The organism is Bacillus nakamurai (assembly GCF_001584325.1).
Classification (GTDB): domain Bacteria; phylum Bacillota; class Bacilli; order Bacillales; family Bacillaceae; genus Bacillus; species Bacillus nakamurai.
Map to the genome: position 1 here is coordinate 1 of NZ_LSAZ01000005.1, position 23732 is coordinate 23732.

Genomic DNA, 23732 nt, shown 5'->3' on the forward strand with positions numbered 1-23732 from the left:
TTTCAAAGAACTTTGTCCGTCACTCTTGAAGCGACCACTTAATCATAACATTTATAGTTCACTAGGTCAATACTTTTTTTAAAAAGTATTTTTTTAGTGTGCTGTCTTTATTAAAAGACAACAAAAAGAATTATAACAGCATCCATGCCTTGTGTCAAAGTTTTTTTCAACTTCCTTATATGTAAAAAGTGCAGCCTGTAACAGCTGCACTTTTTTATTACACTTCTTCTGTTTCTTCTGATTCTTCCGGTGTTTCTTCATTCTTTTCAACAAGCGCTACAGTCGCCACGTGTTCTTCATCGGACATGCGGATAAGGCGGACACCTTGCGTTACACGTCCGGTGACCGAAATATCATTTATATCCATTCTGATCAGCACTCCGCTTGCGGTGATAATCATTAAGTCCTCTTCGCCTCTTGTAGCTTTAACCGTTACTAACGGGCCGTTGCTTTCAGTAATTTTGCATGTTTTAAGGCCCTTTCCGCCGCGGCTTTGGACTCTGTAGTCAGCAGCCGGCGTACGTTTGCCGTAGCCGTTTTCTGTCACGATGAGGACATCAGAGTCTTCTTCAAGGATCTCCATCCCAACAACTACGTCATCATCAGTCAGGGTAATGCCTTTTACGCCTGCAGCAGTCCGTCCCATTTGTCTTACATCTTCTTCATGGAATCGGATCAGCAAACCGTTCTTAGTACCGATAATGATTTGCTTTGAGCCGTCAGTCAGACGGACAGCCATCAATTCATCATCTTCACGGAGGCCGAGAGCAATCAGGCCGTTATTGCGTATATTGGCGAACTGAGACAGCGCCGTACGTTTCGATACGCCGTGTTTTGTCGTAAAGAACAGGTAAAGATCCTCATCAAACGTGCTGACCGGAATGATGGCATTAATCCATTCGCCTTTTTCAACCTCTAACAGATTGATAATCGGGATGCCTTTTGCCGTCCGTCCGAATTCAGGGACCTCATAGCCTTTTGAACGATATACTTTCCCTTTATTAGAGAAGAAAAGGATCGTGTCATGAGTTGAAGTGGAAATTAAGTGCTCCACAAAGTCGTCTTCGTTCGTGCCCATTCCCTGTACGCCTTTTCCGCCGCGTTTTTGGCTGCGGTATGTTGACGCTGGAAGGCGTTTAATATAGCCGTTATGAGTGAGCGTGATGACGACGTTTTCTCTTTCTATGAGATCCTCGTCTTCAATCGTTTCAAGACCGGACGTAACAATTTCCGTGCGTCTCTCATCATTGAAGCGTTCTTTAATTTCAGTGAGCTCTTCGCGGATGATTTCGAGCACTTTTTCTTCATTGGCCAAAATGTCCTTAAGCTCGGCAATTAATGAAACGAGCGATTGATATTCTTCCTCAATCTTTTCACGCTCCAGACCAGTTAATCGCTGCAGACGCATATCCAAGATGGCTTGCGCCTGTTTTTCAGTCAGTGAAAACTGTTCGATTAAACCGGTTCTTGCAATCTCAGCCGTCTGAGAATTACGGATAAGAGAAATCACTGCGTCTAAATGATCGAGAGCGACTCTTAAACCTTCTAATATGTGGGCTCTCGCTTCCGCTTTACGAAGTTCGTAAGCCGTTCTGCGCCGTATGACAACTTTCTGGTGATCAAGGTAATGCTCTAGGCATTGTTTCAGGCTTAATACTTTCGGCTGCCCGTCAACAAGCGCCAGCAGATTGATCCCGAAAGATGTTTGCAGCGACGTTTGCTTATACAGGTTATTTAAGATAACATGCGCATTCGCATCACGACGGATTTCGATGACGATTCTCATTCCGTTACGGTCGGATTCGTCACGAAGATCTGTGATTCCTTCGATTTTTTTATCTCGGACAAGATCTGCGATTTTTTCGATTAATCTTGCTTTGTTCACCTGATAAGGAATTTCCGTGACGATGATTCTTTCTTTGCCTGAAGAGGTCTGTTCAATTTCAGCCTTGGCCCGAATGGTGATAGATCCCCGTCCTGATTCATATGCCTTGCGGATTCCGCTCCGGCCCAATATCTGACCGGCTGTCGGGAAATCAGGCCCAGGGATGAATTCCATCAGCTCCTGGTTTGTAATGTCAGGGTTTTCGCTTACGGCAAGCACCCCGTCAATGACTTCGCCCAGCTGGTGAGGCGGAATGTTTGTCGCCATTCCGACCGCGATGCCGGCAGCCCCGTTTACGAGCAGATTCGGAAATCTCGAAGGCATGACGACAGGCTCTCTTTCTGCACCGTCATAGTTGTCTTGATAATCAATCGTGTCTTTCGTAATGTCCCGGAGGATTTCCATTGCGATTTTTGACATTCTCGCTTCTGTATAACGCATCGCAGCCGCTGAATCGCCGTCTACCGAACCGAAGTTGCCGTGTCCGTCGACAAGCATGTAGCGATAGTTAAAATCCTGCGCCATTCTGACCATTGACTCGTAAACCGCTGAGTCTCCGTGCGGGTGGTATTTACCGATAACTTCACCGACGATACGGGCGGATTTTTTATACGGCTTGTCACTGGTCATGCCTAAATCATTCATCGCGTATAAAATCCGTCTGTGGACCGGCTTCAGACCGTCACGCACATCCGGAAGCGCCCGGGAGACGATAACGCTCATTGCATAGTCCAGAAAGGATGTCCGCATTTCCTGACTGATATTGACTTCACGTACTTGTGGTGTGTTTTGTTCACTCATTAAAAAAACCTCCCTGAAGTATCACATGAAATAATGTGGGAGTAGATTGTCCATTATGATCTTCAATACGATTTCACTATTCTCCATTATATCAATAAACTTGTGTTTATACACATTAATTTACTAGAATGTACGGGTTTTGCGGGTTTTGCGGGTTTTCTCAGTCTGATCGGAGCCACTTTGAGAAAAAAGCCTTATTTCTTAACGAAAATAAGGCTTTCATAGTTAAATATCTAGGTTTTTCACGTATCTCGCATTTGCTTCTATGAAGTTTCTGCGCGGTTCTACTTTGTCGCCCATCAGCATTTCGAACGTTTCGTCGGCATCCATCGCATCTTCAAGATTGACTTGTAAAAGCGTTCTTGTCGACGGATCCATTGTCGTTTCCCAAAGCTGAGTGGCGTTCATTTCTCCAAGTCCTTTATAACGCTGCAAGCCGGGCTTAGGTGATTGAGGAAGCTCCTTCAAGAGTTCATCAAGCTGCTTATCGTTATAAGCGTATTCCACCCGTTTACCCTGCTGCACTTTGTAAAGCGGCGGCTGAGCAATGTAGACATAGCCGTTTTCAATAATCTCACGCATGTATCTGTAAAAGAACGTCAATAAAAGCGTTCTGATGTGCGCGCCGTCTACATCGGCATCGGTCATGATGACAACTTTATGATAACGCGCTTTTTCGAGATTAAAGTCTTCTCCAATCCCTGTTCCGAGCGCCGTAATCATTGACCTGACCTCATTATTGGAGAGGATCTTATCAAGTCTGGCCTTTTCAACGTTCAGGATCTTACCCCGAAGCGGCAAAATGGCTTGGAAGTGACGGTCACGTCCCTGTTTCGCTGATCCTCCCGCAGAGTCACCCTCTACGATATACAGCTCTGAGATACTCGGATCTTTTGAGGAACAGTCTGCGAGCTTACCCGGCAGATTAGAAATCTCAAGGGCGCTTTTCCGGCGCGTTAATTCGCGGGCTTTTTTCGCAGCCATCCGCGCTCTCGCAGCCATTAAACCTTTTTCAACGATTTTGCGGGCTGAGTCCGGATTTTCAAGAAGGAACGTTTCCAGCGCTGAAGAAAACAGCGTATCAGTGATCGTTCTCGCTTCCGAGTTGCCGAGCTTCGTTTTCGTTTGTCCTTCGAACTGCGGATCAGGGTGCTTGATTGAAATAATGGCGGTTAACCCTTCTCTCACATCATCCCCGCTTAAATTCGGATCGCTTTCTTTGAAAATCCCTTTTCTTCTTGCATAATCGTTAATCACCCGGGTTAAACCGGTTTTAAAGCCGGCTTCGTGTGTTCCGCCTTCGTATGTGTTGATATTGTTTGTGAAAGAATAAATGTTGCTTGTATAGCTGTCGTTGTATTGTAATGCGACTTCAACCGTAATTCCGTCTTTTTCGCCTTCAATGTAGATCGGCTCTTCATGAATGACTTCTTTTGAACGGTTCAAGTATTCAACGTAGCTCTTAATTCCGCCTTCGTAATGGTACTCGTTTTTACGCTCTTGTCCTTCACGTTTATCTTCAATCGTGATGTTTACGCCTTTTGTCAGAAAGGCTAATTCGCGAACACGGTTAGAAAGCAGATCATAATCATATTCTGTTGTTTCTTTAAAGATTTCCGGATCGGGAACGAAGTGCGTAATCGTTCCGGTCTTATCTGTATCGCCGATGACTTCAAGATCAGCCACCGGTACGCCGCGTTCATACGCTTGATAATGAATTTTTCCGTCGCGGTGAACCGTAACGTCCAAAGTGGTCGATAGGGCGTTTACGACAGAGGCCCCTACACCGTGAAGACCGCCGGATACTTTATATCCGCTTCCGTCGAATTTTCCGCCGGCGTGGAGAACGGTCATAATGACTTCAACCGCAGGACGGCCCATTTTCTCCTGAATACCGACCGGAATTCCGCGCCCGTTATCCTTTACGGTAATGCTGTTATCTTTTTCAATCTCGATGTTAATATCTGTACAATAACCGGCCAGGGCTTCGTCAATACTGTTATCGACAATTTCCCATACCAAATGGTGAAGGCCTTTGCTGTTTGTTGATCCGATGTACATCCCCGGTCTCTTTCGAACAGCTTCCAATCCTTCTAATACCTGTATCTGATTTTCATCATAACTATTTTGCTGCTGTTCCATAGCCATGCACATTCACCTACACTTTTCTTAAACGATATATTCATTTTAAAGATCCGCTAAGAATCTATTTCTAACATAAATTGCGCACGTTTCTTTAATGTGCCGGAAGATAAGGGAGAGTAATATATATTCTCAGTCGTGACTACGATAGACTTTGGCGTGCCGTTTACGGACGGCACCACTTTTTGTTTCTGTCTGCTCAGAAATTCTTCAACAATCGGCGATACATTTACCTTGCAGTCAAAAATCCCGACAATATCGCGTGTTGAAACGACAAAGTCGTCACCTAAATGAATATACAATCGCTCACCTCATTTCTTCACTTCACTAACGCACCGTTTTCCACACGGAACATTCCTGCTTGATGTAAGGTTTCGTGGTCAATGCCATCCACACTCGTCGTGGTGACAAATGTTTGCACACGGCCTTGGATTGTATGAAGCAAATGGGACTGGCGGTAATCATCCAGTTCGCTTAGTACATCATCCAAAAGTAAAATGGGATATTCTCCGATTTCTTCATGAATCAAATCGATTTCGGCAAGCTTGAGAGATAAAGCCGTCGTCCTCTGCTGTCCCTGCGAACCATAAGTCTGCACATCGCGTCCGTTAACATAAAAAAGGACATCATCCCGATGCGGTCCGAACAGCGTGACACCTCGTTCTATTTCTTTTTCTTTTAATTTTGAAAAAGACTCCTGGTAGCTATTACCTATTTTCGACAAATCTTTGGGATCTGATACCTCAAGCGCCGTGTGGTACTTCAGTGTCAGCTCTTCAAGCCCTCGTGAAATGCCGGAATGGATCGGCTGCGCCCATTTTTCAAGCTGCGCCGTGAATTGCAGGCGTTTGACGACAACCTTTGCGGCAGCCTCAATCAGCTGGTCAGTCAGAACATCAAGCATGGTTCTGTCAGTCTGTTTCCTGCTTTGAAGCTGCTTTAAAAAATGATTCCGCTGCGATAGGATTTTTTGATAAAGGGACAAATCATACAGATATACGGCAGATACCTGCCCGATCTCCATATCAAGAAATCTCCGCCTCACCTGGGGGCTGCCCTTCACAAGGTTTAAGTCCTCAGGGGCAAACATAATGGTGTTCAGCGCTCCGACATACTGACTGAGTTTTTGCTGCTCTATATGATTGACCTTGCCCTTTTTACCTTTTTTGGAAATGACAAGCTGCATTGGGATGTCCCCGTTTCGCTTCATCACTCTTCCTTCTATTTTAGCATAGTCTTCGTCCCACCGTATAAGTTCTTTGTCATTTGAGGTGCGATGCGATTTTGCCATCGACAAAACATAGATTGCCTCCATCAGATTTGTCTTTCCTTGGGCATTCTCTCCGATGATCACATTCACCTTGTTTTCAAATTGAAGCTCAGCGTGCTCATAATTACGGTAGGATGTTAATTCTAAATTTTGGATATACAACCCTGTCACCCGCTTTAATTGACGACTTGAAATGAACCAAATCCTTCAATCGCGACCACGTCTCCAACATAAAGCTTTCTGCCGCGGCGATTGTCCGGTTCATTGTTGACAGTCACCTCATGCTCGCTCAGAAACCACTTCGCCATACCGCCGGACTGAATCACATCCGCTAATTTTAAAAACTGGCCAAGCGTAATCATTTCTGTATCAATCGAAATCGGATTTGCCATAATATCGACCTCTTTCAAATATCACTAATATCTAATTGTACTAAAAAATCCTGAAATAAGGAAAGGGAAAACTTGAGGGAGCGTCTGATGAATAGAAAAGCTGCCGAACCCAGTCGGCAGCAGATTCTTTTGATTAATACGTTCTGACCGGAAGGATGAGCTGAACGATGGTTTCATCATTCGGCGTACGGATAAGAAACGGTCTCATCGCTCCCGTGAAGCTGATACGAATGTCCGCTCCTTCAAGTACTTTCAATGCGTCCATCATATATTTTGGACTAAATGAAATATTTAATTCCTCACCATCAATCTGATCGGCAAGCACCGCTTCGACCACTTTCCCGATTTCAGGAGAGTTTGATGAAATCTCAAGCGATTCCGCCGGTTTAGCAGAAAGCTTAACGACGTTGTTACGGCCTTCTCTTGCCAATAAAGAGGCGCGGTCTATCGCCTGCAAAAATTCCTTTGTGTTCACGACGATTTCAGTTTTGCTTTCCTGCGGAATCAGGCTGGTCGTGTCAGGGTAGTTTCCGTCAAGCAATCGCGAGAAGAACAATACGTTTTTCGCTTTAAACAGAACTTGCGTTTCTGTAATGACGATATCGACGAGTTCTTGATTATCATCGAGAATTTTGCTCAGTTCAGTTAAGCTTTTTCCCGGAATCACGACGTTATATGAGCTGTCTTCAGAAATATCAAGCTTTGCTTTTCTTAAAGCGAGACGGTGGCTGTCCGTCGCAGTGCATAATAATTCACCGTTTTCCACTTTCCAGTTTACACCTGTCAAGATAGGGCGTGTTTCTGAGGCGGACACAGCGAACACGGTTTGACGAATTAAGTTTTTCAAAAGATCCGTCGGAATTTGAATGGCATGATGCTCTTCAATCTGCGGAAGATGAGGATATTCATCTGCATCAAGGCCGTTTAGGTTAAATTCGGCTTTTCCGGAGCGGATAATCGTTAAATATTGATTTTGGACTTCAATTTCTACAGTTGCCATCGGCAGCTTTTTAACGATTTCGCTGAAGAAGCGCGCTTGCAGCACAATGCTTCCCGGCTGATCAATCGTGACGATTTCTTTATCATCATCTTCTTTTGGAATGAATGACTCGATTGAAATATCAGAGTCGCTTCCTGTAAAAGAAACTCCTTCATCCGAAGCTACGATTTTGATACCGGTCAGAATGGGGATTGTTGTTCTGGATGAAACGGCTTTTAGAACGTCTTGGACACTTTCAACTAAACGATCTTTTTGAATCGTGAATTTCATTTTTATCCTCCTAACGGATAATTAATATAAATATATTTTAAAAATAGCAGTAGTAATAGTAGGGCCTGTGGATTTGTGGATAAGTTGTGAAAAAGACAGGAAACACAGCCTATCCACATGTGGACAGACTGTGCATGGCTATAGAAAAGTTATTCACACTTTCCCGGGTTCATCCGAGGGCTCTATTATTTAAGCAGTTCTTTTATTTCTTTCACATGCTGCTGAAGCTGTTCGTCATCAATCAGCAGTTTTGAAATCTTTTCATGAGCGTGAATGACGGTTGTATGGTCTCTTCCGCCGAATTCTTCACCGATTTTAGGCAAAGAGGAGTCCGTCATTTCTCTGGAAAGATACATGGCGATTTGTCTTGGGAACGCGACGGATTTCGTCCGTTTTTTCGCTTTAAAATCCTCAAGCTTAATGTTGAATTGCTGGCCTACGATCCGCTGAATTTCTTTTATGGTAATGACCTTCGGCTTGGAAGACGGAATGATATCTTTTAACGCTTCTGCAGCCAGATCGGCATTAATGTCTTTATTAATCAAGGATGAATAGGCGACAACCCGTATTAATGCCCCTTCCAGTTCCCTGATGTTGCTGTCGATCTGATTCGCGATGTAAAGCATAACCTCGTTTGGAATATCAAGGCCTTCCGCTTTCGCTTTTTTCCTCAGAATGGCGATCCTTGTTTCCAGATCAGGCGGCGTGATATCTGTAATCAGCCCCCATTCAAAACGCGAGCGCAGCCGGTCTTCAAGAGTCGGAATCTCTTTTGGCGGCCTGTCGCTTGAGATAACGATTTGTTTGCTTTCTTCATGAAGCGTGTTGAAGGTATGGAAAAACTCTTCCTGTGTTTGTTCTTTTCCGGCTAAAAATTGAATATCATCTATCAAAAGTACATCAACGTTGCGATAGCGGTTGCGGAAATCAACGGCTTTATTGTCGCGGATCGAGTTGATGAATTCATTTGTGAATTTTTCGGAAGACAGGTACACCACTTTGGCTGAAGGATTATGATCTATGACATAATGGCCGATTGCGTGCATTAAGTGGGTTTTTCCTAAGCCGACTCCCCCGTATATAAATAAGGGGTTGTACGCTTTAGCGGGTGCTTCCGCTACAGCCAGTGACGCCGCATGGGCGAATCGGTTTCCCGATCCGATGACAAACGTGTCGAATGTATATTTCGGGTTGAGCATGCTTTGGGGAAAATCAGACGGTTCCTCTTTTGCCGCCTTTTTTACTTGAGGTTTCGGCATAAAGTCTTCCGCATCCTGATTTTGAGGGATGACAAACTTAATACTCAATTCTTCCCCGGTTAATTCATATATAGTATCTGCAATGAGATGTAAGTATCTGGACTCCAGCCAGTCTCTGGCAAATTCATTAGGAGCGGTGATCGTTAAGGTATCCCCGTGCAGTGAATGGGCTTTTGTTGATTTCATCCAAGTTTCGAAGCTCGGTTTGCTTAACTTCTTCTCTATTTGAGCTAAAGCTTGATTCCAAAGATCCAATATATTCTCCATTATCCGGCACAGCCCTCCTTTTCTTTAAAATCAGCGTCTTTTTTCTGTTATAGAACACAAAAAAGAGCGTATGGCTCTGACCATTCGTACACACGTAATGTTGAAAACATATAGTATAGTAGAAAAATAGCTTTTCGACAAATTCCACAACTTGTGGACAACATTCTACACAAGCTGTGTGAAAACAATCCACAACTTATCCACACTTTGTGGATAAAGAGAATAGGCCGGATCAGTAATTAAGAGTTAAAACACAAATATAATATCAAATTAAGCGAGGACTTGCAATGGTTCTCATGATCTTATCCACAAACCTGACAACTTGTTGAAAAATCGTTGTCCACAGGAGTGGGCAATGTGAAAATGTTGTCGATAACGATTGTGGATATTAAAAAATGACTGAAAAGATATCCACATTCCGCTTTTTTTACGGAAAGGGCGGCTTTTTTTGCGTTAAAAAAAGGAATATGAAAAATAAGGTTTCTAAACTGGTGAAGGTATGTTATCCTATTATGGTTGTAAGAAATAAAAGCACTGTGAAGTTGACAATGAATAGGCAACACAAATATAATAAGTAAGACTGTCTTTAACAGCTATTCCTCGAGGGAGGTGTCATAAATGAAAAGAACATTCCAACCGAATAACCGTAAACGCAGTAAAGTTCATGGCTTCAGAAGCCGTATGAGTTCAAAAAACGGTCGTCTAGTATTAGCACGCCGTCGCCGCAAAGGCAGAAAAGTATTATCAGCTTAGGCCACTGAATAATGTCAGTGGTCTTTTTTCACATTAAGAGAAAAGATATGTCATGCGTCGCCCGGTATTGGAGAAATTTCTTCAGTATTCCGGCGGCCCGTTTTTTTTAGATAGAAATAAAAGTTTCTGCGAGTAAATATCGGAGTGAATCAGAGTGAAGAAGCGAAATCGGTTAAAGAAAAATGAAGATTTTCAAAAAGTGTTTAAACGCGGGACGTCTATGGCAAACCGCCAGTTCGTGCTGTATACGCTTGATCAGCCGCAGCAGAAAGAGCTTCGGGTAGGACTTTCTGTCAGTAAAAAAATCGGCAATGCCGTGATGCGCAATCGGGTAAAGCGTTTAATCAGGCAGGCGATTCAGGAGGAAAGAGAGCTGCTGAAGCCGAAAGATTTTATTATTATTGCAAGAAAACCCGCAAGCGAACTCAGTTTTGAGGAAACGAAAAAAAGCCTGCAGCACTTATTTAGAAAAACCTCTTTATATAAGAAATCTTCGTCGAAATAGCTCATGTTTTGTTTTCTTCACGATTTTAAAAGCGCTTCCTTTTGATTGGCGAAAAATGACCGCCATTTTAAAACTGAAAGATGCTAAAATACATACAAGTGTTTATAAAGATTGGTATAGGAGGAAACGTTCTTGAAAAGGAGAATATGGTTACTACTGAGTATGGTCGGTATGCTCGTGCTGCTGGCTGGCTGCTCGAGTGTGAAAGAACCGATTACGGCAAACAGCCCGCATTTCTGGGACAAGTATATTGTGTACCCATTGTCGGAAGTCATTACGTATGTAGCGAAACTGACGGGAGACAACTACGGATTATCGATTATTATTGTCACTATTTTAATCCGCCTATTGATTTTGCCGCTGATGATCAAGCAGCTCCGAAGCTCTAAAGCGATGCAGGCGCTTCAGCCTGAGATGCAGAAGCTTAGGGAAAAATACAGCTCAAAAGATCAAAAAACGCAGCAAAAGCTTCAGCAGGAAACGATGGCCCTGTTTTCAAAGCACGGGGTTAACCCGCTGGCAGGCTGTTTTCCGATTCTGATCCAAATGCCGATTTTAATCGGGTTTTACCACGCTATTATGCGGACGCAAGCCATTTCACAGCACAGCTTTTTGTGGTTTGATTTAGGAGAGAAAGATCCTTATTATATTCTTCCTATCGTTGCCGGTGTGGCCACATTCGTTCAGCAGAAGCTGATGATGGCCGGAAATCCTGCCCAAAACCCTCAAATGGCGATGATGGTTTGGATTATGCCGATTATGATTATCGTATTTGCGATTAACTTCCCTAGTGCACTTTCTCTTTATTGGGTAGTCGGCAACCTGTTTATGATTGCTCAGACATTCCTTATTAAAGGGCCGGATATTAAAAAAGAGCCGGAAACGCAGAAAGCGGGAGGAAAGAAAAAGTGAGGAAGGTGACTGCTGCAGGACGACATGTCGAAGAAGCAGTGCAATCAGGCCTTCAAGAACTTCAATTAACAAGAGATCAAGTAGAAATAACAGTGGTGCAAGAAGGATATAACGGGTTTTTGGGTATTTTTGGCAAAAAGAAGGCGGTCGTAGAGCTGGTTGAGAAAAAATTCCCCGTCCAGGAAGCAAAAGCGTATCTGGAAGGAATTATCAAAACCATTGCCGGGCCGTCTGATGTTGCCGTTGCAGAAAGTAAAAAAACGGTTCACTTTTACATTAATGGCGAAAATGCGGCATTGCTGATAGGGAAAAGAGGCCAGACTTTAAATGCCCTTGAAACGCTGACGCAGCTTGTGTTAAACCGCGGCTCCGGTCAATATCGCCAAGCCGTGGTTGATGCAGAGAATTATCGCCAAAAAAGAAAAGAAATTTTGGATCAGCTGGCTAACCGACTGGCCAATCAGGTGTTAAAAACGAAAAAAGACGTTCATTTAGAACCGATGCCGTCAGGTGAAAGAAAAATCATCCATGACGCCCTTTCGAAACATCCAAAAATCAAAACTTTTTCTACCGGTGAAGGCCGGTATCGCCATCTCGTTATTTCCCATAAAGATAGCAAAAAACCGAAGTCCGGATAAAATCGGAACTTCGGTTTTTTTATTCGAAAAAATGGCTGTTTTCCTATATAGAATCACACTTTTGGCGTTTAAGTTTTTACTTTTTCGGTGTATGCTGTTGATAAAAAAGATTTTAGGAAATAAAATTAATTGTTATTCACATGTGGATAAGTTAAAGTAATAAGGGACGAATTTCTGCTTCTGTGGATAACGCATCTTCCACTTCAAACCAAACTATGTTATCTTTTAATTTTGGCATAAATAAATTTTTTTTATATAGATGGAAACAGAGATAAAGAGAGGTGAACAGCATGGATACAATTGCAGCGATTTCTACTCCGATGGGGGAAGGCGCGATTGCGATCGTTCGGCTGAGCGGGCCTGAAGCCGTACAAATCGCCGACAGAATGTACAAGGGACCGAAAGGGAAAACGCTCAGTTCAGCGGAATCCCATACCATTCATTACGGCCATATTGCAGACAGCCGGACAGGACGGATCATTGAGGAAGTGATGGTGTCTGTTTTAAGAGCGCCGAGAACATTCACGAGGGAAGACGTGATTGAAATCAATTGTCACGGAGGAATTGTGACCGTGAATCAAGTGCTCCAGCTTGCTTTAAGAGAAGGGGCGAGATTGGCCGAACCCGGTGAGTTTACGAAGCGCGCATTTTTAAACGGGCGGATTGACCTTTCGCAGGCGGAAGCTGTGATGGATTTAATCAGAGCGAAAACGGACCGTGCCATGAATGTCGCCATGAATCAAATGGAAGGGCGCCTTTCAGCGCTTGTCCGCCGTCTGCGTGACGAATTGTTAGAAACCCTCGCCCATGTTGAGGTAAATATAGATTATCCGGAATATGATGACGTGGAAGAAATGACGCATCAGCTATTAGTAGAGAAGGCAAGCGGCGTGAAGAAAGAAATCGATGCGCTGCTGCGGACATCTGAGCAGGGGAAAATTTTGCGTGAAGGGCTGTCTACCGTTATTATCGGCCGTCCGAATGTGGGGAAATCCTCTTTGCTTAACAGCCTTGTCCATGAAACGAAAGCGATTGTGACCGATATTCCGGGAACGACGCGTGATGTGATCGAGGAATACGTCAATGTCCGGGGCGTGCCGCTCCGGCTGGTTGATACGGCCGGTATTCGTGAGACAGAGGACATTGTGGAAAGAATCGGCGTTGAGCGTTCACGCCAGGTTCTGAAGGAAGCGGATTTAATTTTGCTCGTGCTTAATTACAGCGAAGAGCTTTCTGAAGAAGATGTCAAGTTGTTCGAAGCGGTTGAGGGAATGGACGTCATTGTCATTATGAATAAGACGGATCTTGAGGCTAAGATTGACGCTGAGCGCGTCACGGAGCTTGCAAACGGCCGTCCCGTCGTCACGACCTCATTGCTGAAAGAAGAAGGCATTAATGACTTAGAGGAAGCGATTCAGTCGTTATTTTATACAGGAGCGATCGAAAGCGGAGATCTTACCTATGTCAGCAACACCCGTCATATTTCAATTCTGCATCAGGCGAAACAAGCTATTGAAGATGCGCTTAACGGAATTGAACAGGATGTACCGATCGATATGGTGCAGATTGACTTGACACGATGCTGGGAACTGTTGGGCGAAATCATCGGTGATGCCGTCCACGAAAGCTTAATCGATCAGCTCTTTTCACAGTTTTGTTTAGGAAAATAAAAGGGAGGAAAAAACCATGGGGTATGAAGCAGGCCAATACGACGTGATTGTCATTGGCGCCGGGCATGCAGGTGTTGAGGCTGCCCTCGCATCAGCGCGCCAAGGAGCCAAAACGCTTGTTTTGACGATTAATCTTGATATGGTTGCGTTTATGCCATGTAATCCGTCTGTCGGCGGCCCCGCGAAAGGGATTGTCGTCCGCGAAATTGACGCGCTCGGCGGAGAAATGGCTAGAAATATAGATAAAACTCATATTCAAATGAGAATGCTGAATACAGGAAAAGGACCGGCTGTGCGTGCGCTGCGTGCGCAGGCGGATAAATTCCAATACCAGCATGAGATGAAACGTACGCTTGAAAAAACACCGAATGTAACGCTGCTGCAGGGAATTGCGGAGCGCTTAATTATTGAAGACGGAGAGTGCCGGGGCGTCATTACGCAAACCGGTGCTGAATACAAGGCGAAAACGGTAGTTCTGACAACCGGAACCTACCTGAGAGGAAGAATCATTTTAGGTGATTTATCTTACTCAAGCGGCCCGAATAACCAGCAGCCGTCTATTAAACTTTCTGAGCATTTGGAGGAGCTTGGTTTCGATCTTGTTCGTTTTAAAACGGGAACGCCTCCGCGTGTCTCAAGCGATTCGATTGATTACAGCAAAACGGAAATTCAGCCGGGGGATTCAGTTCCGCGCGCTTTCTCCTATGAAACGGTTGAATACATTACGGATCAGCTTCCTTGCTGGCTGACTTATACAAGTCCTGAGACTCATGAGATCATCGACAGCAACCTGCACCGTTCGCCAATGTATTCCGGTATGATTAAAGGGACGGGTCCGAGATATTGTCCTTCCATTGAAGATAAAGTCGTCCGATTTAATGATAAACCGCGCCATCAGATTTTCCTTGAGCCGGAAGGCAGAAATACGCAGGAAGTATATGTTCAAGGGCTATCTACAAGTCTCCCTGAGGATGTACAGCAGCGGATGCTTGCGACCATTCCGGGATTGGAAAATGTGCAAATGATGAGAGCCGGTTATGCGATTGAGTATGACGCGATTGTTCCGACACAGCTTTGGCCTACACTGGAGACGAAAAAAATCCCTAATCTGTTTACAGCCGGCCAAATCAACGGTACATCAGGTTACGAGGAAGCCGCTGGACAAGGAATTATGGCAGGAATTAACGCCGGCCGTAAAGCGCTTGGAAAAGAAGAAGTCATTCTCAGCCGTTCCGATGCTTATATCGGAGTATTAATTGATGATTTGGTTACAAAAGGCACCAATGAACCATACCGTCTATTGACTTCACGGGCGGAATACAGACTGCTGCTTCGCCATGACAACGCGGATCTCCGTCTGACGGAAATCGGCCATGAGATCGGCTTAATTTCTGACGAGCGCTTTGAAGCGTTTAAAAAGAAAAAAGCGGCGATTGAGGCTGAGAAAAAACGCCTCTGGTCAGTTATTATCAAGCCGACTGCTGAAAACCAGGAGTATATTCGATCTCTTGGCGGAAGCGAATTAAAAGACGGGGTGCGCGGCACTGATTTGATGAAACGTCCTGAAATGAACTATGAAACGGTAACAAAACTTGCGCCGGCTGATTCCCCGGTTCCGCAAGATGTGGCGGAGCAAGTGGAAATCCAAGTGAAATATGAAGGGTATATTGAAAAATCCCTTCAGCAAGTTGAAAAGCTAAAGAAAATGGAAAACAAAAAAATTCCTGATCGGATTGATTATGACGCGATTAAAGGAATTGCCACAGAGGCCCGTCAAAAGCTGAAAGAAGTGCGACCTTTATCAGTTGCTCAGGCTTCACGTATTTCCGGTGTCAATCCGGCAGACATCTCAATCCTGCTTGTGTACTTAGAGCAGGGCCGTATTGCCAAGGTAGCTGAATAGAAAGGATGACGGTATGAATATAGAGGAATTTACATCCGGTTTAGCGGAGAAAGGGATTTCCCTTTCTGACCGCCAGCTGGAGCAGTTCGAGTTGTATTATGAGATGCTCGTGGAATGGAACGAAAAAATGAATCTGACTTCCATCACTGAGAAAAAGGAAGTATATCTTAAGCATTTTTATGATTCGATTACGGCGGCATTTTATATTGATTTTGAAAACATTACAAGCCTTTGTGATGTGGGCGCGGGCGCCGGTTTCCCCAGTCTGCCCATCAAAATCTGCTTCCCGCATCTGCATGTTACCATCGTCGATTCACTAAATAAGCGGATTACCTTTTTGGAAAACTTGTCTGACGCTTTACAATTGGAGCATACGACGTTTGTCCATGACAGGGCGGAGACATTCGGACAACGGAAGGAAGTTCGGGAAAGCTTTGATCTCGTAACAGCCCGCGCAGTTGCGCGTCTTTCGGTGCTGAGTGAGCTTTGTCTTCCATTGGTCAAGAAAAACGGCGTATTTGCCGCGTTAAAAGCGGCAGCCGCTGATGAAGAGCTGAAAGCGGGGCAAAAGGCGATTAAAGTTTTGGGCGGAGAGCTTGAAGATATCTACTCCTTCACACTTCCCGTTGAAGAAAGTGAGCGGAACATCATCATCATCCGCAAAACAAAAAGCACTCCGAAAAAATATCCGAGAAAACCGGGAACTCCTAATAAATCGCCAATTGAAGGGTAATTTAGACAGCCTGATGTGACAATTCCATCATATTTTCTTCAAAATTGATGAAGATACAGCAGGAAAAACCATGAGAAAATAGAATTATAAAAATGGCAGTTTTTAAAGGTGGTGTAGGTACATGAAGCATTCATTCTCTCGTTTCTTCGGGCTTGGTGAGAAGGAAGAGGAACCGGAGATAGCTGAGCATGATACAAACAAAGAAGAGATACTCGAAATACCGGTACATGCTATCGTTCCCAACCGTTTTCAGCCACGCACCATTTTCTCAGATGAAAAAATCAAAGAGTTAGCAATGACCATTCATACACACGGCATTATTCAGCCGATTGTTGTCAGACATACAGAGGATGAAGGACAATATGAGCTCATTGCGGGTGAAAGGCGCTGGAGAGCGGTACAGACGCTCGAATGGGAGAAGATTCCCGCTATTATAAAGGATTTCTCTGATACTGAAACAGCATCTGTCGCTTTGATTGAAAACCTGCAAAGGGAAGAATTGTCTTCTATTGAGGAAGCGCATGCATATGCAAGGCTGTTAGAGCTCCACGATTTGACGCAGGAAGCCTTGGCGCAGCGTTTAGGAAAAGGCCAGTCAACGATTGCGAACAAACTCCGCTTGTTAAAGCTGCCTGAACCCGTCCAGGAAGCGATTATGGAGAAAAAAATTACGGAACGCCATGCGAGAGCCATGATTCCGCTCAAGCAGCCCGATCTCCAAATCACATTGCTCGCGGAAATCATCGAGAAAAGCTTAAACGTAAAGCAGACGGAAGACCGTGTGGTTAAAATGCTTGAACAGGATAAGCGGAAACCGAAACCGAGACGCAAGGCGTTCAGCAGGGATACAAGAATCGCGATGAATACGATCCGCCAGTCACTGTCAATGGTTGAAGACAGCGGCGTCAGGCTGAATACTGAGGAAGAAGAATTCGAAGAGTACATTCAATTGACGATTCGGATACCTAAATAAAAACTCTCCTGATAGCAGGGGAGTTTTTATTTTATAAGGAAAAAACTTTAGTTATATTAGTATAATAATAAGTTTCGTTTCTATACATTAATTTGGTAAGTGTAAAATTTTTCTTTCTGCAACGTAACATGTCTTTTTACAGTCAAAAAAGTACCGTTATGAGAGAACTTATAAGAGAAAGCGTTTTTTTACTTTACATTTTTTTCTCTTACCGATAAACAAATTATGAAAAAAATAAAACGCTTTACTCTTTTTTTGATAATATAGAGTCAAGACAGTACATGTTCATGTGAAGGTAGGTGACATCGTGGGAAAAATCATAGCAATTACGAACCAAAAAGGCGGAGTCGGAAAAACGACGACTTCTGTTAATCTTGGGGCTTGTTTGGCTTACATAGGTAAAAGGGTTCTTCTTGTTGATATCGATCCGCAGGGCAATGCAACGAGCGGATTAGGGATTGAAAAAGCCGATGTGGATCATTGTGTGTACGATATTCTAGTAGATGACGCAGATGTAACAAATATTATTAAACCGACTTCAGTAGAGAACTTAGATGTCATTCCGGCCACGATACAGCTTGCAGGAGCGGAAATAGAATTGGTTCCGACGATCTCAAGGGAGGTCCGGTTAAAAAGAGCATTAGAATCAGTTAAACAAAATTATGATTACATGATTATCGATTGTCCGCCGTCTCTCGGGTTATTAACGATCAACGCGCTTACTGCCTCAGATTCAGTCGTTATCCCGGTTCAATGCGAATATTACGCTCTTGAAGGATTAAGTCAATTATTAAATACAGTGCGGCTCGTGCAAAAGCATTTAAATACCGACTTAATGATTGAAGGAGTGCTTCTGACGATGCTTGATGCGAGAACGAATCTCGGCATTCAGGTCATAGAAGAGGTGAAGAAATATTTTAGAGATAAGGTGTACCAGACCATTATCCCTCGTAATGTCCGTTTAAGTGAGGCGCCGAGTCACGGCAAGCCGATTATATTATACGATCCGCGTTCGAGAGGTGCGGAAGTATATTTAGATTTAGCAAAGGAAGTGGCAGCGAATGGCTAAAGGTGGGCTCGGAAAAGGGATTAATGCGTTGTTTAATCAAGTTGATTTGTCTGAAGAGACGGTTGAGGAAATTAAAATCAGCGATTTACGGCCTAATCCTTATCAGCCAAGAAAGCATTTTGACGAGGAGTCATTAGCTGAATTAAAGGAATCTGTTTTACAGCATGGCATTCTCCAGCCTATCATAGTAAGAAAATCGTTAAAGGGTTATGATATTGTCGCCGGTGAACGCCGTTATCGTGCCGCTAAGCTTGCCGGTAAAGATACTGTGCCAGCTATTGTGCGTGAGTTATCTGAATCACTGATGCGGGAAATCGCCTTATTGGAAAACCTTCAGCGTGAAGATCTATCACCGCTTGAAGAAGCCTTGGCGTATGATTCGCTGCTGAAGCATTTAGATCTTACACAAGAACAATTAGCTAAACGGCTTGGGAAAAGCAGACCTCATATTGCAAACCATCTAAGATTGCTGACGCTTCCTGAGAGCATCCAGCAGCTGATTGCCGAAGGCACGTTATCTATGGGGCACGGCAGAACGTTACTCGGTTTGAAAAACAAAAGTAAGCTCGAACCGCTAGTTAAGAAAGTGGTTGACGAACAGCTAAACGTACGCCAGTTGGAGCAGCTGATTCAGCAATTAAACAGCAATGTTTCACGTGAAACAAAGAAAAAAGAACCTGTTCAGGATGTTGTCTTAAAAGAGCGAGAATCGTATTTGCAAAACTACTTCGGGACAACTGTAAATATTAAGAGACAAAAGAAAAAGGGGAAAATTGAGATTGAATTTTTCTCTAACGAAGATCTTGAACGCATTCTTGAGCTTTTGTCTGAAAGAGAATCTTAAAAAACCATCTTTTTTGTGAAAGATGGTTTTTTATATGCGCCTCGAAAGCTTATGGAACGGATTAAGCCGCTCCTGTCTTCCTTCTGCCTTATCTGTTAATTGTAAGCCCTCAGCTAAAACATTTGCCATGCTCATGACGAGGTGAAGCCTCGTATTTTGCAGGACGAAATACTCCATAAACCCGCTTACATTGACAATGCCATTAATGTGAATGTCCCCGATCTCAGGCAGGTCTTTCTGTACGCCCGCTCCGGGTTTAAGCGGCCCATCGCCGATCTGAAATGACCCTACACTTTTAACGCGGCCTAAACACGCATCGACCGCAATAACAAACGGGTTTCTATGTATGCGTTGAATTTCCTTGAGTTTGTCTTTCATATTTACTGCGTGAACCGGATCTGACAGAGTTCCGTACACATGCAATCTGCCTAACTCCATCTTCTCTAATTTTGATCCTACGAGCGGACCTAATGAATCTCCGGTAGATCGATCTGTGCCGATACACACGGTTACTAACGGTCTGCCGGCTGCTTTACGTAAGGATGAAGCGAGGATTGCTTGTATTTGGTTTGCGGCAGCAGAATCCGTATGTGAAACATATTGCTTTGCCCGTTCTTGAGAAAAAAGCCCGCCTTTTCGATTCATAGGGTTCACTTCCTTGTCATGTCATACGAATATTACATTGTTGTTTTTGGTTATGTATGGTTGTTTACAGTATATCCAGCGGCATCTTTTTTTATGCTTTATGGGAGTGATTAGCTGTGCGGTAAGTTTTAAAAGAAGGAAAGGAATAGAGGAAAAAAATGAACCTAGAGCGGTACTCCAAGTGCATGTGTGAGTAAAACCATATCGACATATCGGTGATTTTATATTTTTAATGCCGTTGTGGTCTATCATGTAAAAGAAGTCTGATTATTCAATATTTAATATCATATCATATTTATCTCGTTTGTATGAATGATTGCTGAAGTCCCTCAATATAGTAGCAGTATGCGGGAACAAGCAGAATTTTTACCTATGAGGTGATAAGGTTGTGGAGAGCCGGGATGAGATGGATGCTGCTCATATTAAGCAGCCTGATTGGGGCCGGATATGCAAGCGGACAGGAAATATGGCAGTTTTTCGGCGTAGAAAGCGGACTGGCTATTGTATTGTTTACGGTCATGTTCAGCATTTCGGCTTATATCGTGTTGAAGATCAGCTATCGGGTTCAATCTGCGCATTTTTTACCGGTGCTTGAGCATCTTATGGGGCCGCTGCTTGCCAAAGTCTATGATGTTCTTATTATGTTTTATTTATTTTCGACAACAACGGTGATGATTGCGGGAGGCGGAGTGACCTTGCAGATGTACAAGCTTCCGTTTTGGATTGGCATTTTGCTTTTTTGCGGGGTTACCGTCTGTTTATTCTTTTGGGATATCAAAGGAATATTATCGTTAAATAGTATTTTAATACCGATTCTTGTGGCGGGCCTGCTTTATGCATTGATTTTTTTTCAGACAACCCATCACTATACGTGGACCATTGATTTGGCCCGGCAATACAATTGGCCGGCTAGTATTACATTTACCTCTTTAAATATTCTTTCGGTTGTAGCGATCCTCTCTTCTGTCGGTAAGGATATGAAGGGACTTGGGGAAGCGAAAATCGCCAGTGTGGCGAGCGGGTTGATCTTTGGCGTCATTTCATTTGTTTATAATGAGACACTTGTACAGCTTTCGGGCAGTCTTTCACAATATGAGATTCCCCTGTTCGCCGTACTTGAGGGTGCTCCCTATCCGTTATTTCTCTTTATGGCTGCCGTGCTGTTTTTGGCGATATATACAACAACTGTGTCAGGGTTATTCGGATTGTCGAGCCGTATGCTTGCTTTTGTAAAACTGCCGAGGTGGGCGCTCGTATTTCTCCTTTTGGCCGCGATGGTGCCTTTTACGACAATTGGTTTTTCAGATTTGATCGCTTTTTTATATCCTATTTACGGGCTTTTGAATCTTTATTTGCTGGTGTGTTTGCTGCTTTATCCGATATTAGGTAAATGGAAAAAAATATAAGTGTCATTTTGAGTGCGGTCATTGCTCTTATCCTCTCTTTTTTTGTACAATAAATAAAGCAGTCTATGAAGAGAGGTGAAGGGTCTTGGCGGATAAAGACTTTGGCCTGAATGATATTGTTGAAATGAAGAAACCGCACCCGTGCGGTGAGAACAGATGGAAAATCATTCGGATGGGAATGGATATTCGGATTAAATGCATGGGATGTTCCCACAGCGTTATGATTCCGAGAAGAGATTTTGAAAGAAAGCTGAAGAAAGTACTCGTCAAGCATGAGGAGCCTACATCATAGAGGCTTGCGCTCATGCTTTTTCATATAGAAGAGAGGGAGAGACCTGATGAGCAAAGTGCATCAGTCAGCGTGTCCGCTGAATTGCTGGGACAGCTGCGGTTTTTTGGTGACAGTTGAGGACGGCAAGGTAACGAAAGTAGACGGCGATCCGAATCATCCAATTACAGAAGGGAAAATTTGCGGCCGGGGCAGAATGCTGGAGACGAAAATCAATGCGCCGGAACGGCTTCGTTTCCCCTTGAAAAAGCAGAATGGTGAGTTTGTCCGCATTTCCTGGGAGCAGGCATTGGATGACATTGCGGAAAAAATGGCGGTGATCAAGGAGACTGCGGGCACAACGGCGGTGCTTCATAGCCATGATTATGCCAATAACGGTCTGTTAAAGGCTCTTGACCAGCGTTTTTTCAATGGCTACGGCGGTGTAACGGAGATTACAGGGAGCATTTGCTGGGGTTCCGGCATAGAAGCGCAGCGATGGGATTTCGGGCGCTCGTACGGCCATGGCCCGCTTGATATTTATCATAGTAAGCATGTGATAGTATGGGGCAGAAACGTTTCCCGTACGAATATGCATCTCTATCATCACTTGCAGCAGGTGAAGAAAAAGGGCGCTACACTGACGGTCATTGACCCCATTTTTAACCCGACTGCGAAGCTTGCGGATCGGTATATCTCCGTTAAACCGGGAATGGATGGCTGGCTCGCCGCGGGTGTATTAAAAATATTATGGCAAACCGGCAGAACGGATACGGATTTTATTCAGCAGCATTCCGTCGGTTTTGAAGAAATAGAAAAGCTGTTACAAACGATTTCGTTAGATGAAATTACTGAGAAAACAGAAACGGCCATAGAAGAGCTTAAATACCTTGCTGATTTATATGCTGATGGTCCTGCTTCTACATTTATGGGTCTTGGAATGCAGCGATATAAAAATGGCGGCGGGACGATACGCTGGATTGACGCTTTGGCTGCTGCGAGCGGGAATGTCGGGATCAAAGGCGGCGGAGCAAATTTTGGAAATGTCCAAGTCGGTGAAAGTTTTGCCAAGCCGGAGATCACACGTCCTGAGCTGAGAAAAAGCACGAGAACATTTTCGATGATGACGCAGGCCGAAGAGGCGCTGAATGCAGCCGATCCTCCCATTGAGATGATCATTGTCACTTGCGGCAATCCGCTCACGCAAGTCCCCAATACGGGAAAAGTAAAGGAAGCGTTTGAGAAGACGCCGGTCACAGTGGCTATCGATTCTATCATGACCGATACGGCGAAGCTCTGTGATTATGTGCTGCCGACGGCTGCCGTTTTTGAAGAAGAGGATATTTACTGCTCAAGCATGTATCATCATTATGTACAATACGGTAAAAAGCTTGTGGAACCGCAGGGAGAAGCAAAATCTGACCGTTGGATTTGGACCGAGCTTGCAAAGCGTCTCGGATTCGGTGAGCTGTTTGACTATAGTGCGGAAGAGTTTTTACAAATGGGGCTTTCTTCTTTGGAGCATAAGGGAATCACCCTTGAAAAATTGAAGGAGAAGGGCCATTTGCCGCTTCCGGTTAAGCAGGTTCCGTGGGATGATTATCAATTTTTGACGCCGAGCGGAAAATTTGAGTTTGTGTCTTCTCTTGCAGAGGAGAAAGGTTACAGCGGCCTGCCTCAATTGGAGGTTCCTGAGGAGTCTGTTTATCATGACGGAGAGCTTGCTGAGAAATACCCGTACACGTTATTGTCCATTCATCCGCAGCGTTCTAATCATTCGCAGCATGTCCCGTTTATTGAAAAGCTACAGCAGGTTCAGGTGGATCTTTCACCAGATATTGCGGAGGAGCTTTCTCTCCAAGACGGAGATACGGCAGAAGTGTTCAATGACCGGGGGCGTCTGCGCGGAAAAGTAAAGGTAATGAAGCAGGCTCATCCGAAGACGGTGAACATAGATGAAGGCATGTGGTCGGCATTCGGCGGCTCCGTCAACATGCTTACAAATGATACAAATTCCGATAATGGAATGGGAAGTACGCTTTTTGACTGTCTGGTAGCGGTTAAAAAAGGATAATCTAAGGAAAGAGAAAGCCGGAAATGCTTTTTTCCCAGCTTGTCTTTTCACAT

Annotated in this window: 21 protein-coding genes; 13 read left to right on the plus strand and 8 right to left on the minus strand. The window is 44.1% G+C overall.

Features of this window, described 5'->3' with window-relative positions; genetic code table 11:
• Positions 1 to 217 precede the first annotated feature (217 nt).
• The 7 genes from gyrA to dnaA all read right to left on the minus strand — a co-directional run bounded on the left by gyrA (position 218) and on the right by dnaA (position 9286).
• On the minus strand, positions 218 to 2686 hold the full coding sequence (gene gyrA, locus AXI59_RS02990; RefSeq protein ID WP_061527349.1) for a DNA gyrase subunit A: 2469 nt from the start codon (positions 2684 to 2686) through the stop codon (positions 218 to 220).
• Positions 2687 to 2911: 225 nt separating this feature from the next.
• Positions 2912 to 4828 carry a DNA topoisomerase (ATP-hydrolyzing) subunit B gene (gene gyrB, locus AXI59_RS02995; protein WP_061522764.1) on the minus strand — a complete coding sequence of 639 codons (1917 nt, stop codon included), beginning with the start codon at positions 4826 to 4828 and terminating at the stop codon, positions 2912 to 2914.
• A gap of 56 nt (positions 4829 to 4884) precedes the next feature.
• On the minus strand, positions 4885 to 5130 hold the full coding sequence (gene remB / locus AXI59_RS03000) for an extracellular matrix regulator RemB (protein WP_061522732.1): 246 nt from the start codon (positions 5128 to 5130) through the stop codon (positions 4885 to 4887).
• Positions 5131 to 5147: 17 nt separating this feature from the next.
• A complete protein-coding gene (recF, locus tag AXI59_RS03005) occupies positions 5148 to 6260 on the minus strand; it encodes a DNA replication/repair protein RecF (protein WP_061522733.1) in 1113 nt (370 codons plus the stop codon).
• Positions 6261 to 6274: 14 nt separating this feature from the next.
• Positions 6275 to 6490, minus strand: a complete 216-nt coding sequence (gene rlbA, locus AXI59_RS03010) for a ribosome maturation protein RlbA (RefSeq protein WP_004392910.1) — start codon at positions 6488 to 6490, stop codon at positions 6275 to 6277.
• A gap of 133 nt (positions 6491 to 6623) precedes the next feature.
• Positions 6624 to 7760 carry a DNA polymerase III subunit beta gene (dnaN, locus tag AXI59_RS03015; protein ID WP_061527350.1) on the minus strand — a complete coding sequence of 379 codons (1137 nt, stop codon included), beginning with the start codon at positions 7758 to 7760 and terminating at the stop codon, positions 6624 to 6626.
• A 185-nt stretch (positions 7761 to 7945) separates the two neighbouring features.
• Positions 7946 to 9286, minus strand: coding sequence for a chromosomal replication initiator protein DnaA (dnaA, locus tag AXI59_RS03020; protein WP_061527351.1), 1341 nt, complete (start codon positions 9284 to 9286; stop codon positions 7946 to 7948).
• A gap of 618 nt (positions 9287 to 9904) precedes the next feature.
• Between dnaA and rpmH the strand changes: the two genes are divergently transcribed.
• The 10 genes from rpmH to AXI59_RS03065 all read left to right on the plus strand — a co-directional run bounded on the left by rpmH (position 9905) and on the right by AXI59_RS03065 (position 19286).
• The gene (gene rpmH, locus AXI59_RS19115; RefSeq protein ID WP_003178075.1) at positions 9905 to 10039 is read left to right on the plus strand and encodes a 50S ribosomal protein L34; all 135 of its coding nucleotides are present in this window, start codon (positions 9905 to 9907) and stop codon (positions 10037 to 10039) included.
• 154 nt (positions 10040 to 10193) lie between these two features.
• Positions 10194 to 10544 carry a ribonuclease P protein component gene (rnpA, locus tag AXI59_RS03025; protein ID WP_061522736.1) on the plus strand — a complete coding sequence of 117 codons (351 nt, stop codon included), beginning with the start codon at positions 10194 to 10196 and terminating at the stop codon, positions 10542 to 10544.
• Positions 10545 to 10706: 162 nt separating this feature from the next.
• Positions 10707 to 11456: a YidC family membrane integrase SpoIIIJ gene (gene spoIIIJ / locus AXI59_RS03030; protein ID WP_061522737.1), complete on the plus strand. Its 750-nt coding sequence runs from the start codon at positions 10707 to 10709 to the stop codon at positions 11454 to 11456.
• A complete protein-coding gene (jag, locus tag AXI59_RS03035) occupies positions 11453 to 12094 on the plus strand; it encodes an RNA-binding cell elongation regulator Jag/EloR (RefSeq protein WP_061522738.1) in 642 nt (213 codons plus the stop codon). Before spoIIIJ ends, jag begins: the two co-directional genes overlap by 4 nt.
• A 290-nt stretch (positions 12095 to 12384) precedes the next feature.
• The gene (mnmE, locus tag AXI59_RS03040; protein WP_061522739.1) at positions 12385 to 13764 is read left to right on the plus strand and encodes a tRNA uridine-5-carboxymethylaminomethyl(34) synthesis GTPase MnmE; all 1380 of its coding nucleotides are present in this window, start codon (positions 12385 to 12387) and stop codon (positions 13762 to 13764) included.
• A 16-nt stretch (positions 13765 to 13780) separates the two neighbouring features.
• Entirely contained in the window at positions 13781 to 15667 is a 1887-nt protein-coding gene (mnmG, locus tag AXI59_RS03045) for a tRNA uridine-5-carboxymethylaminomethyl(34) synthesis enzyme MnmG (RefSeq protein WP_061527352.1), read from the plus strand.
• A gap of 13 nt (positions 15668 to 15680) precedes the next feature.
• Positions 15681 to 16400, plus strand: a complete 720-nt coding sequence (gene rsmG, locus AXI59_RS03050; RefSeq protein ID WP_061527353.1) for a 16S rRNA (guanine(527)-N(7))-methyltransferase RsmG — start codon at positions 15681 to 15683, stop codon at positions 16398 to 16400.
• 121 nt (positions 16401 to 16521) lie between these two features.
• Positions 16522 to 17373, plus strand: a complete 852-nt coding sequence (gene noc / locus AXI59_RS03055) for a nucleoid occlusion protein (RefSeq protein ID WP_061527354.1) — start codon at positions 16522 to 16524, stop codon at positions 17371 to 17373.
• A gap of 307 nt (positions 17374 to 17680) precedes the next feature.
• Entirely contained in the window at positions 17681 to 18442 is a 762-nt protein-coding gene (gene soj / locus AXI59_RS03060) for a sporulation initiation inhibitor protein Soj (protein ID WP_061527355.1), read from the plus strand.
• A complete protein-coding gene (locus AXI59_RS03065; protein ID WP_061522744.1) occupies positions 18435 to 19286 on the plus strand; it encodes a ParB/RepB/Spo0J family partition protein in 852 nt (283 codons plus the stop codon). Before soj ends, AXI59_RS03065 begins: the two co-directional genes overlap by 8 nt.
• 30 nt (positions 19287 to 19316) lie before the next feature.
• On the opposite strand, the gene yyaC is transcribed toward AXI59_RS03065, so the two are convergent.
• Complete coding sequence (gene yyaC, locus AXI59_RS03070) at positions 19317 to 19931, minus strand: spore protease YyaC (RefSeq protein WP_061522745.1); 615 nt, start codon at positions 19929 to 19931, stop codon at positions 19317 to 19319.
• Between the two features lie 401 nt (positions 19932 to 20332).
• Between yyaC and AXI59_RS03075 the strand changes: the two genes are divergently transcribed.
• The 3 genes from AXI59_RS03075 to AXI59_RS03085 all read left to right on the plus strand — a co-directional run bounded on the left by AXI59_RS03075 (position 20333) and on the right by AXI59_RS03085 (position 23679).
• The gene (locus tag AXI59_RS03075; protein WP_061522746.1) at positions 20333 to 21337 is read left to right on the plus strand and encodes a YkvI family membrane protein; all 1005 of its coding nucleotides are present in this window, start codon (positions 20333 to 20335) and stop codon (positions 21335 to 21337) included.
• A gap of 85 nt (positions 21338 to 21422) precedes the next feature.
• Positions 21423 to 21629 (plus strand): DUF951 domain-containing protein, encoded by a 207-nt coding sequence (locus AXI59_RS03080; protein WP_007615075.1) that lies wholly within the window; start codon positions 21423 to 21425, stop codon positions 21627 to 21629.
• A gap of 46 nt (positions 21630 to 21675) precedes the next feature.
• On the plus strand, positions 21676 to 23679 hold the full coding sequence (locus AXI59_RS03085; protein ID WP_061527356.1) for a molybdopterin-dependent oxidoreductase: 2004 nt from the start codon (positions 21676 to 21678) through the stop codon (positions 23677 to 23679).
• Positions 23680 to 23732 lie beyond the last annotated feature (53 nt).